This is a genomic window from Polynucleobacter sp. Fuers-14 (assembly GCF_018882045.1).
Lineage (GTDB): Bacteria > Pseudomonadota > Gammaproteobacteria > Burkholderiales > Burkholderiaceae > Polynucleobacter.
Genome location: NZ_JACVPG010000003.1, coordinates 128,640 through 143,479, shown reverse-complemented (window position 1 = coordinate 143,479; position 14,840 = coordinate 128,640). Strand labels below are relative to the sequence as shown.

The 14,840-nt window shown below is 45.3% G+C and carries 16 protein-coding genes; 8 read left to right on the top strand and 8 right to left on the bottom strand.

The window, feature by feature from the left end:
- Nucleotides 1-9 precede the first annotated feature (9 nt).
- Nucleotides 10-774 (bottom strand): outer membrane beta-barrel protein, encoded by a 765-nt coding sequence (locus tag ICN40_RS01450; protein ID WP_216120930.1) that lies wholly within the window; start codon nt 772-774, stop codon nt 10-12.
- 234 nt (nt 775-1,008) lie between these two features.
- On the opposite strand from ICN40_RS01450, the gene ICN40_RS01445 reads away from it, so the two are divergent.
- The 7 genes from ICN40_RS01445 to ICN40_RS01415 are packed head-to-tail and all read left to right on the top strand — an operon-like array spanning nt 1,009 to nt 9,390.
- A complete protein-coding gene (locus ICN40_RS01445) occupies nt 1,009-1,644 on the top strand; it encodes a TetR/AcrR family transcriptional regulator (protein WP_216120928.1) in 636 nt (211 codons plus the stop codon).
- Between the two features lie 24 nt (nt 1,645-1,668).
- Nucleotides 1,669-3,456 (top strand): acyl-CoA dehydrogenase C-terminal domain-containing protein, encoded by a 1,788-nt coding sequence (locus ICN40_RS01440; protein ID WP_216241558.1) that lies wholly within the window; start codon nt 1,669-1,671, stop codon nt 3,454-3,456.
- A 10-nt stretch (nt 3,457-3,466) separates the two neighbouring features.
- Complete coding sequence (locus ICN40_RS01435; protein WP_216241557.1) at nt 3,467-5,908, top strand: 3-hydroxyacyl-CoA dehydrogenase/enoyl-CoA hydratase family protein; 2,442 nt, start codon at nt 3,467-3,469, stop codon at nt 5,906-5,908.
- Nucleotides 5,909-5,925: 17 nt separating this feature from the next.
- Nucleotides 5,926-7,122, top strand: a complete 1,197-nt coding sequence (locus ICN40_RS01430) for an acetyl-CoA C-acyltransferase (RefSeq protein ID WP_216241555.1) — start codon at nt 5,926-5,928, stop codon at nt 7,120-7,122.
- Between the two features lie 41 nt (nt 7,123-7,163).
- Nucleotides 7,164-7,619 (top strand): DUF2147 domain-containing protein, encoded by a 456-nt coding sequence (locus ICN40_RS01425; RefSeq protein ID WP_216241552.1) that lies wholly within the window; start codon nt 7,164-7,166, stop codon nt 7,617-7,619.
- Between the two features lie 20 nt (nt 7,620-7,639).
- Nucleotides 7,640-8,620 carry a nitronate monooxygenase family protein gene (locus ICN40_RS01420; protein ID WP_216241550.1) on the top strand — a complete coding sequence of 327 codons (981 nt, stop codon included), beginning with the start codon at nt 7,640-7,642 and terminating at the stop codon, nt 8,618-8,620.
- Nucleotides 8,621-8,625: 5 nt separating this feature from the next.
- Nucleotides 8,626-9,390, top strand: a complete 765-nt coding sequence (locus tag ICN40_RS01415; protein ID WP_216241548.1) for an enoyl-CoA hydratase — start codon at nt 8,626-8,628, stop codon at nt 9,388-9,390.
- Here the strand turns inward: ICN40_RS01415 and ICN40_RS01410 are convergent.
- The 3 genes from ICN40_RS01410 to ICN40_RS01400 all read right to left on the bottom strand — a co-directional run bounded on the left by ICN40_RS01410 (nt 9,387) and on the right by ICN40_RS01400 (nt 12,780).
- On the bottom strand, nt 9,387-10,985 hold the full coding sequence (locus ICN40_RS01410; protein WP_216241543.1) for a GMC family oxidoreductase: 1,599 nt from the start codon (nt 10,983-10,985) through the stop codon (nt 9,387-9,389). The two genes, ICN40_RS01415 and ICN40_RS01410, sit on opposite strands and share 4 nt — an antisense overlap.
- Entirely contained in the window at nt 10,982-12,142 is a 1,161-nt protein-coding gene (locus ICN40_RS01405; RefSeq protein WP_374222772.1) for an alkane 1-monooxygenase, read from the bottom strand. Before ICN40_RS01405 ends, ICN40_RS01410 begins: the two co-directional genes overlap by 4 nt.
- 77 nt (nt 12,143-12,219) lie before the next feature.
- Nucleotides 12,220-12,780 (bottom strand): 5'-methylthioadenosine nucleosidase, encoded by a 561-nt coding sequence (locus ICN40_RS01400; protein ID WP_216241541.1) that lies wholly within the window; start codon nt 12,778-12,780, stop codon nt 12,220-12,222.
- An 11-nt stretch (nt 12,781-12,791) separates the two neighbouring features.
- Between ICN40_RS01400 and ICN40_RS01395 the strand changes: the two genes are divergently transcribed.
- Nucleotides 12,792-13,310 carry an adenine phosphoribosyltransferase gene (locus ICN40_RS01395; RefSeq protein ID WP_216241539.1) on the top strand — a complete coding sequence of 173 codons (519 nt, stop codon included), beginning with the start codon at nt 12,792-12,794 and terminating at the stop codon, nt 13,308-13,310.
- Between the two features lie 3 nt (nt 13,311-13,313).
- Here ICN40_RS01395 and ICN40_RS01390 read toward each other — a convergent pair whose 3' ends face one another.
- The 4 genes from ICN40_RS01390 to ICN40_RS01375 are packed head-to-tail and all read right to left on the bottom strand — an operon-like array spanning nt 13,314 to nt 14,782.
- Entirely contained in the window at nt 13,314-13,595 is a 282-nt protein-coding gene (locus tag ICN40_RS01390; protein WP_216241536.1) for a YqjK-like family protein, read from the bottom strand.
- Nucleotides 13,592-13,960: a phage holin family protein gene (locus tag ICN40_RS01385; protein WP_216241534.1), complete on the bottom strand. Its 369-nt coding sequence runs from the start codon at nt 13,958-13,960 to the stop codon at nt 13,592-13,594. Before ICN40_RS01385 ends, ICN40_RS01390 begins: the two co-directional genes overlap by 4 nt.
- 6 nt (nt 13,961-13,966) lie before the next feature.
- On the bottom strand, nt 13,967-14,308 hold the full coding sequence (locus tag ICN40_RS01380) for a YqjD family protein (RefSeq protein ID WP_216241531.1): 342 nt from the start codon (nt 14,306-14,308) through the stop codon (nt 13,967-13,969).
- A 48-nt stretch (nt 14,309-14,356) separates the two neighbouring features.
- Nucleotides 14,357-14,782 carry a Smr/MutS family protein gene (locus ICN40_RS01375; protein WP_216860698.1) on the bottom strand — a complete coding sequence of 142 codons (426 nt, stop codon included), beginning with the start codon at nt 14,780-14,782 and terminating at the stop codon, nt 14,357-14,359.
- Nucleotides 14,783-14,840: the final 58 nt, after the last annotated feature.

Below are 14,840 nucleotides of genomic sequence, written 5' to 3'. Positions count from 1 at the left end.
TTACAGCGATTAGAAGCGGTAACCAACGCCTACCAGGAATTCTGCTCCATTTGCGCTAACAGGCTGGGCTACAGGAACTGCACCATAAGCCGTCGCATTTGCAGTTTTTTGACCATAAGAAGCATATTTAACTTCGCCAAGCATATAAAGCGATTGGGTAATCATCTGCTTATAGCCGAGTCCGACAGTGTAACCAGTTAGGTTTACGGTATTGTAAGGAATATTTTGGCTAGATAGGCCAACTGTAGCTCCCGTATAACCCAACATCAGATATGCCAATTTATCATTATCTATGGTGTATCCGGGATTCACTGTAATAGAGTAGACATTCTTCATTTGATATGTTGCATTCTGAGTAGGCCCAACCGCAGCACCGCTCAATGGGCCTAATGCAGGATTAGTTGGCGCTCTTGTTACGAGCTGACCAGTTGCACCAGAACTTGCGCCAGGATCATAGGAAACACCAAGACCAACAACAAACTTGTCATTGATAGCAAAGTTGTAGCCTGCGGCGATGTTAGCTACAGCAGTATTCAAGGTATTGACATTTTGACCAGATGTAGTCGCATTGAGGGATACGGGAATGACTCCTCCAAAACCGGCGGGTATTGTTGCGGTGCCATCCTTGATGGTGGGAGTTACAGTACCGTAACCTACGCCAACTTGACCATAAAAGCCTTCCCAAGCATTTGTCTTTGCAGACTGTGCGTTAGCACTTGTAGCAAATACTCCAGCCATTGCCAAGACTATGGCGCTAATCTTTACTGTTTTCATAAGTCTTCCTGTGTTAATTTTTTTAATATGAAACTACTCGTTGAATATTAATTAACTTTGTTTGTATTTGGATCTCGGGTTTTCCCTCTATTTATTTTGCAGCGCATCAATTTTATTAGCCTTATGGATAGGAAACTTTGTTTTAAAGGCTCTAGGTTAGGTTTCAAGATTTAATTAATGATGTAATATAAACGAACGATCGTATTATTTTTACAACAATTTGCGTAAATTGACATGTCCATTCAAGAATCAAGGGATTTACAAAGAGAATTAATTGAGCCCAAGAAAGGTGTTCAGACAAAGAATTCCATCATTGAGGCGGCTTTGGCAATTGCCAGCAAATCTGGGCTAGAAGGCTTGACCATCGGCAATATTGCAGAGGCCGTCAAAATGAGTAAAAGCGGTGTATTCGCCCACTTTGGGTCTAGAGAAGAGTTGCAGGTTGCCGTTGTACGAGAGTATTACCAGCGGTTTCAGGATCTCATCTTCTCACCCGCACTTCTCAAGCCTAAAGGTTTGCCCCGCCTTAATCAAATGATTCAGTCTTGGATCAAGATGAGCATTGGTGACGATAGTTCAAGTTGCTTCTTTATTGCTGGCGCTGTCGAGTTTGATGACCAACCCGGAATTGTTCGCGATGAATTAGTGCGTAGCGTAGAAGACTGGCGTGCTGCAATCCGTCGTGCGATTAAAGAATCCATTGCAGCTGGACACCTAAAGAAATCTATCAATGTAGAAGGTCTACTCTTCCAGCTTTATAGCATCGCGCTCGGCGTACATCATGACTCTCGCTTTTTAGAGAATCCTAAATGTCTAGCCAACGCAAATAAATTAATCAAAGAAATCTTGAGCAACAGTAAGTCACATTAATCTCAACCTTAATAGAAGAACATCATGCCTCAATACAATCCACCGCTCCGCGATATTCAATTCGTTATTCATGAAATGCTTGATGCTGGCAAAGAGTTTGCTGCCCTGCCCGCATACCAGGATGTTGATAAAGACACCATGAATCAGATCATTGAAGAGGCCGGCAAGTTTGCTAGTGAGATCGCCTTTCCCTTAAATCAAATTGGTGATCAACAAGGCTGTACGCGTCATGAGGATGGGTCTGTCACGACTCCTGATGGCTTCAAACAAGCCTATGAGCAATACGTTGCTGGTGGATGGCCTGCATTGTCATGTGATCCTGAGTATGGTGGCCAAGGATTGCCACAGCTGCTCAATACCGTTCTGTATGAGACGCTCAACTCCGCCAATCAATCTTGGACGATGTACCCAGGCTTGTCACATGGTGCATACGAGTGCTTGCATGCGCATGGTACTGAAGAACAGAAAAAAACTTATTTAGAAAAATTGGTATCTGGTCAGTGGACTGGAACCATGTGCTTGACTGAGCCACATTGCGGTACTGATCTTGGTTTGCTAAAGACTAAAGCCGAGCCACAAGCAGACGGTACATACTCTATTAACGGAACCAAGATTTTTATCTCTAGCGGCGATCATGATTTAGCTGAGAATATTGTTCATCTTGTTTTGGCACGCCTACCAGACTCCCCCATTGGAAGCAAAGGCATCTCTTTATTTGCAGTACCTAAATTTCAGGTTGGGGCCAATGGTTCGATTGGTAAGGCCAATGCAGTGTCTTGTGGTTCCCTAGAACATAAGATGGGTATCCATGGGAATGCTACTTGCGTTATGAACTTTGATGGCGCTATTGGCACTCTCGTAGGCGAACCCCATAAAGGGCTGAACGCAATGTTTGTGATGATGAATGCAGCGCGTTTGGGTGTTGGTATGCAAAGTCTTGGCTTAACTGAGGTAGCGTATCAAAACTCCGCCGCCTATGCAAAAGAGCGTTTGCAGATGCGTAGCTTAACTGGGGCCAAAGCTCCTGAAAAGGCTGCTGATCCGATTATTGTTCATCCCGATGTTCGTAGAATGTTGCTCACCCAAAGAGCTTACGCAGAAGCTGGTAGAGCCTTCTCTTACTGGGTGGCCCTCATGATTGATAAAGAACTCAATCATCCCGATGAAAAAGTTCGTAAAGAAACAGGCGAGATGGTCGCCCTTCTCACTCCAATCATTAAAGCCTTCTTAACCGATAACGCATTTACTGCTACGAATGAAGGCATGCAGGTATTTGGTGGTCATGGGTATATTGCTGAATGGGGCATGGAGCAATATGTTCGTGATGCCCGCATCAATATGATTTATGAGGGCACCAATACCATTCAATCGCTTGATCTCTTAGGCAGAAAAGTTCTTGGAGATATGGGCAAGAAGCTCACCAAGTTTGGCAAGATCATTGAACAGTTCATCGAAGATGAAGGTGTTCGCAAGGAAATGCAGGAGTTTATCGATCCTCTTTCTGATATCGCCGTCAAGGTGGAAAAGCTCACCAAAGAGATTGGCATGAAAGCCATGATGAATCACGAAGAAGTGGGTGCTGCTGCCGTACCTTACTTACGTGTTGTGGGTCACTTGATTTACTCATACCTCTTTGCGCGGATGGCAAAAATTGCTTTAGCCAATAAGGCTAGCAAAGATCCTTTTTATGAAGCGAAATTGGCTACTGCCCGCTTCTACTTTGACAAACTCCTTCCTGAGACAGCCATGCTGATCCGTCAAGCACGTGCTGGCTCTAAATCGTTAATGGCTATGCCTGCTGATTTTTTCTGAGAGACTAAATATGAGTGATAACAAGATTATTAAGAAAGTAGCCATCCTAGGCGCTGGCGTGATGGGCGCTCAGATTGCTGCGCAATGTATTAATGTAGGGTTGCCTGTAGTGTTGTTTGATTTGCCGACGAATTCTGAAGATGGCAAACCTTCTAATAAGAATGCAATTGCCATTAAAGCGATTGAGAATCTTAAAAAGATAAAGCCGGCACCTTTGGGTTTATCTTCAGAAGCCAATCTAATTACTCCAGCAAATTATGAAGACGACTTAGGTCTTTTAGCGGGTTGCGACCTCATCATTGAAGCCATTGCAGAGCGTCTCGATTGGAAGCATGCTCTTTATGAAAAAGTAGCGCCACATATTCCGGCGCATGCTCTGTTTGCTACCAATACCTCAGGCCTTCCTATCGGCGAACTTGCCAAAGGTTTTTCTGGTGATCTGAAGAAGCGCTTCTGTGGCGTGCACTTCTTTAACCCACCTCGGTATATGCATTTACTAGAGCTCATTCCAGCGGCAGACACTGATCCCGCCGTATTGGATGCACTTGAAACCTTTATGACTTCCACGATGGGCAAAGGGGTTGTGCGCGCTAAGGATACCCCGAACTTTATCGGCAACCGTGTAGGTGTTTTCTCGATCCTGGCAGTGTTTGCAGAGGCACAAAAGTTTGGCCTAGGCTTTGATGAAGTTGATGCCATTACCGGCAGCAAACTTGGACGTGCTAAATCAGCTACCTTTAGAACCAGCGATGTGGTTGGCTTGGATACTATGGCCCATGTCATTAAGACCATGGAAAATGCATTACAAGGCGATTCCTTCTCTGCCCTATTTAAAACGCCTGAAGTGGTTAGTCAACTCATTGCAAAAGGTGCGCTGGGACAGAAAACCAAAGCAGGTTTTTATCGCAAGGACGGGAAGAATGTTCTTGTATTGGATGCTGTCACCGGTGAATACAAACCATCTACAGCAACGATTGAACCGCTGATTGAGCGCATTCTGAAAAAACCAATTGCAGAGCGACTTGCATTGCTACGCGAGACCGATGAACCTCAAGCTCAGTTTTTATGGGCTATCTATCGGGATATCTTCCACTACTGTGCGATTCACCTTGGTGAGATTGCACAATCTGCTCGAGAAATCGACTTCGCGATGCGCTGGGGTTATGGTTGGAATTTAGGCCCCTTTGAGGACTGGCAAGCAGCTGGCGTTACGCAAGTGGCTAATTGGATTAAAGAGGATATTGATGCAGGCAAAACACTAAGCAAAGAGCCTTTGCCCGCATGGATCTTTAATGGACCAGTTGCTGATAAGCAAGCTTTCCATACGCCTGAAGGTTCATGGTCTGCATCTGAGAATAAATACATTCCACGCTCTTCCTTGCCGGTGTATCAGAAGCAAGTATTCAGAGCACCATTGTTGGGAGATGGTTCACCAGATCCTAAAACAGCGGGTACTACCGTTTTTGAAAATACCGACTTCCGCGCATGGGTTGATGCCAACCAACCTGAGGTATTAATTGCCTCATTCCGCTCGAAGATGAATACCTTCAGCCCAGACGTATTAAGTGGCCTACAAAAAGCCGTTGAGATCGCAGAAGCGAACTATGCAGGATTGGTGATCTGGCAACCTACTTCATTGAAGCTAGGCACGCCTGGTGGGCCCTTTTCTGCAGGTGCTAATCTAGAAGCTGCAATGCCTATGGTCATGAAAGGCGGCCCTGCTGGAGTTGAGCCGTTCGTCAAAGAGTTTCAAGATACGATGATGAAAATCAAATACTCCCAAGTGCCTGTAGTTGCCGCAGTCTCTGGTATTGCCCTAGGGGGTGGTTGTGAATTAGTTCTCCAATCTGCGCGCAGAGTTGCTGCTATGGAAAGCTATATTGGCCTGGTGGAAGTTGGTGTTGGCTTATTACCTGCTGGTGGCGGACTTAAAGAAGCAGCCATTCGTGCGGCTCAAGGCGTTGCGCTTGCTGGGAACACCAATTATTTGGATTTCACCAAAGCCGCTTTTGAAAATGCTGCAATGGCTAAGGTTTCTTCATCAGCTCAAGAAGCAATGAGGATGGCTTACCTCCAAAAGGGTGACATTATCGTTGCAAACGTTTATGAATTACTGGCTTTGGCACAAGATCAAGTCAAAGCAATGCGCTACTCCGGATACAGACCTCCTATACCAACCTTAATACCGGTTGGTGGCCGTTCTGTTGCCGCCACCGTGATGGGTCAAGTAGTCAATATGCGTGACGGTGGCTTTATCTCTGAACACGATGCGCACATTGCTCAGAAGATCATTCAGATCATTACTGGTGGCGATGTCGATGCAGGAACGCTAGTTACTGAAGAGTGGCTGCTCAAACTGGAGCGTCAGGCTTTTGTGGAGCTCATTGGCCACCCTAAATCCATGGAACGGATTATGGGTATTCTCCAAACTGGCAAGCCTGTTAGAAACTAATTTACCGAGATATCACTATGAAAAATATTCAAGACGCATATATCGTTGCTGCCACTCGCAGTGCCGTTGGTAGATCTGGACGAGGTGCATTAAAAAATACTCGTCCGGATGACTTACTTGGCAATGCCTTGCAGCACGTACTGACACAAGTCCCCACCTTAGATCCCAAAGCAATTGAAGATGCCATTATTGGCTGCGCCATGCCAGAAGGCCAGCAAGGATTAAATGTGGCCCGCATTGGACTTCTTTTAGGCGGCCTTCCCAATACTGTCGGCGGCATTACCGTTAACCGCTTCTGTTCATCAGGCTTAAATGCGATTGCTATGGCCGCTGACCGCATAAGGGTTGGTGAAGCAGATGTCATGATTGCTGGTGGTGTTGAGTCAATGAGCATGGTGCCTATGGGCGGCAATTCTCCATCAATGTCGCCAGAAATCTTTATGGGCGATGAAAACATTGGTATCGCTTACGGGATGGGCTTAACCGCTGAGAAAGTTGCGCAGCAATGGAAAATCAGTCGTGAAGATCAAGATGCTTTTGCATTCCATTCGCATCAAAAGGCCATGGCCGCACAAGCCGCCGGTGAATTTAATTCTGAAATCTTTCCAGTCAAGGTGGCTTATCGCTCCATGAATCTAGACAAGGGTCAAGTAGATGTGCAATGGCGCGATTTTTTGAAGGATGAAGGTCCGCGCGTTGACACTTCACTTGAAGGTCTAGCTAAACTCAAATCTCCATTTGCAGCTAGAGGTAGCGTTACCGCTGGCAACAGCTCACAAACCTCTGATGGTGTTGGCGCACTCATCTTAGCCAGTGAAAAAGCGATCAAGACCTTTGGCCTTACCCCTTTGGCACGCTTTGTCAGTTTTGCCGTTAAGGGTGTTCCACCTGAAATTATGGGTATCGGCCCTAAAGAGGCGATTCCAGCCGCATTAAAACTAGCTGGACTCAATTTGCAGGATTTGGACTGGATCGAGTTGAATGAAGCGTTTGCAGCCCAGTCTTTAGCAGTCATTCGAGATCTTGGCTTGGATCAAAGTAAAGTCAATCCTTTGGGTAGCGCTATTGCCCTTGGACATCCATTGGGGGCAACCGGCGCCATCCGAGCTGCGACAGCGATTCATGCCCTACAGAGGCGTAATCTTAAGCACGCCATGGTGACAATGTGCGTTGGTACTGGTATGGGCGCTGCTGGAATCTTTGAGCGTTGTTAATCAGAATTTATCAACATCAACCAATATTAGGGGGCAAGAGAATGCTAAAAAAACAATTGATCTTATCGGCATGTTGTCTTAGTCTGATCGCGGGAAATGTGTACGCTCAAGCAACCGACCCAGCTATTGGGGTTTGGAAAACGATTGATGATAAAACCAATCAACCAGCTTCCTTAATTAAGATTGAAGAAGCCAATGGCCTTTTACAGGGCACCATCATCAAGACATTCCCATCTCCAGGCGAAACGCCGCTAGTCTATTGCAATCTCTGCAAAGATGAGCGCAAAGATAAACCACTTGTTGGCATGAAAATCATGAGTGATCTTAAGCAAGATGGGTCGGGTACTTGGTCAGATGGAAAAATCTTAGACCCAAAGAATGGCGAAACCTACAAAGTCAAGGTTGCCACTGAAGATGGCAAGAAAATGGATGTCCGTGGCTATATTGGGGTTCCATTATTAGGTCGTACCCAAGTTTGGTACAAAGCTGAGCAGTAATCCACAGATCATTTAAAAATATGAGCAATAAACCTCTTCCAGAAGTTCTTCGTAAACATTTGGCGGATGGTAATTTACCCGTCATTGCAGCGCCTCTATTCATTATCAGCAATCCTAAATTGGTAATTGCCCAATGCAAAGCGGGAGTGATTGGCTCTATGCCCGCACTTAATGCGAGGCCGGCTGAGCAGTTTGAAGAATGGTTGATTGAAATTACAACTGCATTGGATCTATACAACAAAGAACATCCTGAAAAGTCTGCCGCACCCTTTGCCATCAATCAAATTGTGCACAAGAGCAATGATCGCCTTGAACATGATATGGCTCTGTGCGTCAAATACAAAGTACCCATCATCATTACCTCGTTAGGTGCTCGTGAAGAAATTAATACTGCCGCACATAGTTATGGCGGAATCGTATTGCATGACATTATCAATAATGCCTTTGCTAAAAAGGCGATAGAAAAAGGTGCTGATGGCTTAATTGCTGTTGCAGCTGGCGCTGGTGGACATGCTGGCATTAAAAGCCCATTTGCATTGATTCAGGAAATTCGGGAATGGTTTAAAGGACCATTAGTACTGAGTGGCTCCATTGCTACTGGAGGTGCAGTTTTAGCAGCCCAGGCCATAGGCGCTGACTATGCGTATATTGGCTCTGCATTTATTGCCACTGAAGAAGCGCGTGCAAGTGAGGCCTATAAGCAAGCAGTGGTTGATTGCAACTCAGATGACATTATCTTGAGCAACCTTTTCACTGGTGTTTCTGGGAACTATTTAGCACCCTCTATTCGCAATGCTGGCTTGGATCCAGATAATCTTCCAGAAAGCGATCCGAGCAAAATGAACTTTGGTGGCGCAGCTCAGAAAGCCTGGAAAGATATTTGGGGCTGTGGTCAAGGTATTGGCGCCGTAAAAGCAGTTACGCCTACAGCGCAGTTTGTTGCTCGATTAAAAGTTGAATATGATCAAACTAAAGCAATTTTGCTTAAAGGTGCAGCGTAGATCACATGATTAATCACCATCTGTCTGACGGGATTCTGAAGATATTACTGAACCGTTCTGAGAAAAAGAACGCATTTACTAATGCAATGTATCGTGAACTTACACAGATACTCTTTGATGGAGATCAAAACCCTCAAGTGAATGTGATGTTGATCTCTGGGGCTGGTAATGCCTTTTCAGCAGGTAACGATATTGTGGATTTCATGCAATCGCCGATTACACATGAAGATGCGCCACCCATTAATTTGTTAAAGGCGCTAGCAGGACTAACTAAGCCTTTAATCGCAGCAGTTGATGGAGTTGCGGTTGGCATTGGGGCAACATTACTGTTTCATTGCGATTTGGTATACGCGCAGAAGAATGCTCGTTTTATATTTCCTTTCGTTTCCTTGGGCTTGGTTCCAGAAGGTGCGGTCTCATTATTGCTACCACGTCTCGCTGGCCATCAAAAGGCTTCAGAAATATTGCTTTTTGGTGAACCCATCAGCGCTGATGAAGCCCATCAAATTGGATTTGTAAACAAAGTAATTTCAGAACCATCTGCACTGCCTTATGCGGAGCAGAGAGCCAAAAAACTAACTACCTTATCCTCCGGATCAGTCTCAAGAACGAAGTCTTTGTTAAAAGAGGGTGAACTTAAGGCTGCAGTACTCAATCAAATTGATATTGAAGGCAAGCACTTCATCGATAGACTCCATAGTCCAGCAGCAAAAGAAGCGCTGACCTCCTTTTTAGAAAAGCGCACCCCCAATTTTGATGGGCTAGATTAGCGACCTGCTCGGATCAGGTCTACTGCTTTTTCAGCGATAGCAATGATGGGAGCATTAGTATTGCCTCCGATTAGGGTTGGCATGATCGAGCCATCAACCACCCTTAGCCCCTCCATGCCATGAACTTTTAAGTTTGCATCAACTACTGCCATTGCATCATGGCCCATCTTGCAGGTGCCCACTGGGTGATAGACCGTATCAGCCCGCTCCCGAATAATCTTCCGAATGTCATCATCTGTTTTTACATTAGGTGTAAAGACATCTTTTTTGCGTATCTTAGTAAACGAGGGGGCATCCATTAGTTGTTTGGTCAGCTTATAACCTTTAACTAGGGTTTCCAAATCCTCTTCTTCAGCCAAAAAAGCTGGATCAATTAATGGTGCGTCTTGCATACTGTTACTAGCTAGCGTAATCTGCCCACGGCTCTTAGGCCTCAGAACGCATACATGACACGAATAGCCATGGGCCATATGTAATTTACGAGCATGATCTTCCACTAAGCTAACTACAAAATGCAATTGCACATCTGGCGCCTCAAGACTGGGATCTGTTTTGAGGAAGCCGCCCGCCTCTGCAAAGTTGGTGGCAATCATACCTTCGCGTGAACGAACATACTTGATAATTTCACCAGTCAATTTAACCGTACCACCTAAAGAAATGCCGATCAGATCAAGGCTATCTGCTGAATAGCCAAAAATAAAGTCTGGATGGTCTTGAAGATTTTGACCTACACCAGGCAAATCATGGATAACTGGTATATCGAATTTCTTTAACTCTTGAGCAGTCCCCACCCCTGAAACCATGAGTAATTGTGGGGAATGGAAGGCGCCTGCACACAGAATAACTTCTTTGTTAGCGCGCATGATGTGCTGTTTACCACCCTGCATATAGCTCACGCCCACAGCGCGCTTACCTTCGAACAAAATACACTCAACCTGAATACCAGTTTGCACATTTAAATTTTTTCGTTTACCCATATAGGGGTGTAAATAGCCACGCGCTGCACTCCAGCGCTCACCATTTTTATGGGTAACTTGATAAATCCCTAAACCCTCTTGCTCAGCACCATTGAAGTCTTCCGTAACCGGAAATCCGGCTTCCTTGGCTGCATTCAAATAGATTTGCTGAAAAGGATTATGTGACTGCAGATTTGATACAGATAAAGGGCCATCAATACCGTGGAAGGAATTCTTAATGGTAGCGTTGCTTTCGCTTTTCTTAAAGTAAGGCAGTAGGTCATCATATGACCAACCTGCATTGCCAAGAGACGCCCAATGATCGTAATCAGCGCGATGACCCCTGGTGTAAATCATGGCATTAATCGCCGAAGAACCGCCTAAGCACTTCCCTCTGGGTTGATAACCTCGGCGACCATTCAAGCCCTTCTGAGCTACCGTTTGAAAGGCATAATTATTGATTGATGTTGGTAACATGGCGACTGCAGCCGCAGGTGTTTTCACGACCCAGCTGTCGCCCTTACCGCCAGCCTCAAGCAATGCAACGCTAGTGTCAGCATCCTCACTAAGCCGCCCTGCCATCACGCTACCGGCAGACCCACCACCTACGACGATGTAATCATAAATTTGAGGCTTCATGATTTATTACCCCAGTGATTCATCAGCTTTGATCTAGCAGATGGTTGAATATTGATCTTATGTATATCTCCAGCGTAATGACGTACCACACGCTTATCCATTAAGGCAAACCAGAGGGGCGGAAAATACGCCAAAGTAATCATGGATGCATAACCACCAGGTAATTGAGGCGCTTCCCCAAAATGACGCAATGCTTGATAACGTCTGGTTGGGTGTGCATGATGATCTGAATGTCTTTGCAGGTGGTAAAGCAGAATATTGCCTACTATGTGATTGCTATTCCAGGAATGCTCTGGGGCACAGCGAACATACTCACCATGTTGATTTTTTTGGCGCAATAACCCGTAGTGCTCTACGTAGTTCACCACTTCCAACATTGAGGCGGCGTAGATGCCCTGAAGCAATAGAAAAATCAATGCTGACCATCCAAGCCAAAGCATGAGCACACCATACAGGAGGATGGTGAGTGACCAGGCTTGGAGATTTTCATTGTGAATAGTCCAAACGTCCTTGCCTTTTCTTTTTAAGCGCTCGCGCTCTAGCTCCCATGCAGAAACCAAGCTCCCCAATACTGTGCGTGGCAGAAATGCCCAAAAACTTTCGCCCATACGGGCGCTAGCAGGATCCTCGGGTGTCGCCACCCGCTTGTGATGACCGCGATTATGTTCTACAAAAAAGTGGCCATACATACTCGAAGCTAATGCCAATTTAGAAAGCCAACGATCAATAGATTCTTGTTTATGCCCTAGCTCATGGGCGGTTCCAATACCAATGCCGTTGGTGGATCCCACAGTAAATACCAAGGCAACATAGGTATACCAATCTAAAGATTGAGTCGCCGCTAGCCAAGTTCCATAGACTGTTCCAATGAGTTGAAACGGGACATAAAGCCAGACCAAAGCACGATAAAAGAAATCTCTATTTAAATTCTCGACAGCGGATTCTGGAGGATTGCTAAAGTCTTCGCCAAAAGTCAGATCTAAGATGGGGATAGCAATATGAATAATAGCTGGGGCAAAAAGCAAACAGAGCCATTGTCCTGTCAATGAGAAAGCTAGAATAGAAGCAGTAAAGGCAAATGGAATGGTTGGGCTCAATAACCAGAGCCAGCGCTTATCGCTCCAAGACTCACTAGCAGGTGCAGTTGCAATACTCACTATTACCCCTTTGGATTGCTTTAGTAGATTGATGCTAGCTAAAGACGGGAATGAATAGCATCATAATGCCACCAAAACTAATTACGCAATATGTCCTTGATTTGAGCCAGGTATAGATCTTGGCCGTGATTGACTTTAGACTGCCAGTCATCGCCTGAATTCTCATTAGCTTCATCGGTGATGTATTTAAATGATTGCCAAGGTATGTGATGATCATGTGCAATCGCAGCAATTGCAAATAGCTCCATATCAACAACATCAACACCTCGACTATGCAACCAAGGATCATAAGCAGTCACAAAACTATCACCAGAACCGCAGATAAATTGTCCGGTAGATACATACTCTTGCGGTCTTGTGCAAAAAGGAGTGCTGCCGCGAGGGGCTAATGGCTCGGTATCCATATCGCGCTGAATGACCTTACCAATTTCTAGTAGGCCCTGTAATTCTGATTTGATTTTTCCTACGGTACCAAAGTTCAATATTCTCTTTGGTGAGTATTGGTGAATGGCTTTGATGCTGGTTATGGCAGCATTAATTTTGCCAACGCCTGAATAAACAATTTCCACGCCACTTGGTAGCGCTTCACGCTTGAGCTCGGACTCTAATGCGGTAATAATAAGAAGTTCTGTTTTCATATTGGTCGGTGATGAATTTATTAGATTATCTACCCGGGGTTCCTGATTTTCCAAAACCCGGAGTTCTTTTTAGGGATATATCGCCCTTATTAGCCAACCCAACGGCTTTTAAAGAGGCTATTCGTCAGTTAGATGAGGTGGCCCAGCAATTTGATTACACCCACATTCTAGGAATTGAATCCCGCGGCTTTATCTTTGGCTCTGCCCTAGCCCACCACGCTCACAAGGGCTTGGCACTGGCCAGAAAGCCTAACAAACTCCCTTTAGCTAGTCATCGTGAAGCTTATGGCCTGGAATATGGAAATGATGCTCTAGAGATTCAGCAATCTACTCTGCCTAAAGATGCAAGAGTGTTGCTGCTTGACGATGTTCTTGCTACCGGCGGAACCTTAGTTGCTGCTGATAAATTAATTCGCAGTGCCGGCTTTAAAGTATGTGGCGCAATCACCTTGCTAGAAATAACTTTCCTAAATGGCACTGATCTTTTAAATCAATCCGGCATTCGCCATCAGTCCATCTTAAAAAGCTAGAAACTAGATTAGTTTTTTAGCACTCTTGATGATCTTCATCGCACCCCAACCTACCGCTAGGGCCTTGCTCGCCAACTTGGGCTTGTAATGCGCAAGTGCTGCAAATGCGCTAGTCCACAGGATAGGGTTGCTTCTTAAGAAGTTGACCGCATCAACCCCCTTATCAGCCCAAGAGAGTGGCTTTTCCCAAGCCTCAAAATGTTCAGCAAACGCAATGCGCTCACGGTGCGCCTGAAGCTTCAATTGGTGTTGGCGGAGCTCTAAAGCCTTTAAATGCTCACTCATTTTGAAAGGGCTTCGCGATCTTTGGCTAATTCAGTAATAGAGGCCTCAAATAGTCTAGGCATCGTACGTAATGATTGATTAATCAGCGCTGCGAGAATCAGACCAACTAATATAAAGGCTCCGGTCAATAAACCTAAGGCCAGCATTCGATCGGTCTCCCAGCTATAAATCACGATAAGCAATGCCAGCATCACCAAGCCAAAGAATAAAAAGAATAAGGCCCCAATAATCATCACTAACAATCTGATGAATTTACCTCTAGCGATTTGGACATCCAGAGATAAAAGTTCTAAGCGCGTTTGCGCTATCGATGCACCAGTTGATGCAAGGCCTTTGATAGAGGAAAGTAAGTTTTCTTGAGACATAAGGGTCTAGCGGCGTCCAATGAATAAGCCAATCAGCAAACCTAAGCCCGCCGCAACACCCACTGCCTCCCAAGGATTGCGATGCACGAAGTCATCTGCGCCTTCAGCAGCCACCTTCGCTTTCTCAAGCATCTTGCCCTCGACACCTGAAAGACTTTCTTTGGCGCCTGCGAGAGTTTCTAGGGCTTTATTGCGAATGGAGCTAATGGCAGCGCCCGGATGATCTTCGGTTGCCTTGATTAAAGCTTCCGCATCAGCCATTAGGGATTTGAATTCACCAATCAGGCTTTCTGCGCCTGCTTGCTTATCATCATGCAAATCTGAATGTTCGAGTTTCTTAGTGGTCATGGAAATGGATTCCTAATAGATAAAGCATTAATTGCCAATATTTCTATTCTAAGCACTTCTAGCCTGAGATCCCAGCAATAAAACTGTCATACCAGCATTGCCTTCCTTAAAGCGCTTGAGATAGCGCTTTAAACCAGGACGGCGCCTAAGCAAGGCATGATAGGCCTCACTACCAAAGGCGACATCTTCACCAAAATGGTATTCGTCGACTCGGTCGGAGTATCGATTGTTTTCTAGTGCTTCATGAATGGCCCACTTAATACGGCCACCCTCACCACTAGACCCATATCCATGAATCAAAATGATGGCCTTGATTCCTACTTCTAGAGATTTTCTTAGGTAGTCTGTTAACCGATCTAATGCCTCGTCAACATAGGGGCCATCTTGCTTGATATTGAGCTCAATCGTATCTGAGCTCAAGATAGGCAAATTGACTGAACCGCAATGCGGACACTGATTAAACAATGCCCGCATATTCCCACAATCAGGACATTCCGCGTTATGTGCCACCTTATGAAATTAGACTGAACTC